1 protein-coding gene is annotated in these 1056 nt (G+C 58.2%); it reads left to right on the forward strand.

Annotation, left to right across the window (positions count from 1 at the left end):
* Nucleotides 1-212: 212 nt before the first annotated feature.
* Nucleotides 213-1056: IS110 family transposase (locus tag IB244_RS31530; protein WP_192306981.1), on the forward strand; the 844-nt coding region annotated here is incomplete at its 3' end.

Genomic DNA, 1056 nt, shown 5'->3' on the forward strand with positions numbered 1-1056 from the left:
CTTATACATTGCGAGGCCGGTGCATCGGTTATGATGCACCGGCCTCGTTTGCCATTGAGGTGATTGCAACACCGCAGTGACGATGCGCAGAGCGGTTGGTCCTAGCGGGCCTGAACTTTCGTTCGTAAAAAAGCAGAACCCTTTGCGCATTTCGAGGCTTCGTCGAACCGTTGAGAGAGCTTCGCGCTCGCGTATAAGGGAGACATCGCCTCATGACCTATACTAGCCGCTTTATCGGCATCGACATATCGAAATCGTCCTTCGACATCTGCGTGCTTCCCGACATGCACTCGGCAAGCTTCTCCAATGATGCTGGTGGCATTGCTAGGTTCATCGCCTTTCTCGCGCAACTGGATGGCATCGAACGCCTGGTTGTGGAGCCGACTGGCGGCTATGAGCGATCCGTCGTGCATACCCTGCTGGCCGCTCGCTTGCCGGTCGCCAAGGTCAATGCCAGGCAGATCAGGCAGTTCGCGCGTGCCTGCGGCCAGCTCTCCAAGACCGACAGGATCGACGCGTTCGTCCTTGCCGACTATGCCAGACGCATGGAAACGAAGGATCTGGCACCTTCCTCGCCGGCTCAGGTGGTGCTGATCGATCTGGTGTCACGCTACAGGCAACTGTCGCATATGATCGTGCAGGAAAAGAACCGGCTGGAAAAACTCGGCGCTCGAGCCGATGCCACGGCAAGGGCGTGGATCGAGGAGACACTTTCGTTCCTTCTGCAGCAGCGCCAGTCGGTGGTCGATGCAATGGAAGCCTGTCTCCAATCGGATGAGGATCTTGCCGTCAAGGCGAAAGTCCTGATGTCGCTCAAGGGCATCGGACTGCGAACCGCATGCTTGCTGATCGCCGGACTTCCCGAACTCGGTCTGTTGAACAAAGGCCAGATCGCAAAGCTGGTCGGTGTTGCCCCTATCAATCGCGACAGTGGCCTGATGCGTGGCAAGAGGATGATTGCCGGCGGCCGCAAACCAGTGCGCGACGCCCTTTACATCGCCGCCTTGCCCGCCATCCGCTTCGATCCAGCCATGAAGGCCGTCTTCGAACGACTGA

This window comes from Rhizobium sp. RHZ02 (assembly GCF_014851575.1).
GTDB lineage: Bacteria > Pseudomonadota > Alphaproteobacteria > Rhizobiales > Rhizobiaceae > Rhizobium > Rhizobium altiplani.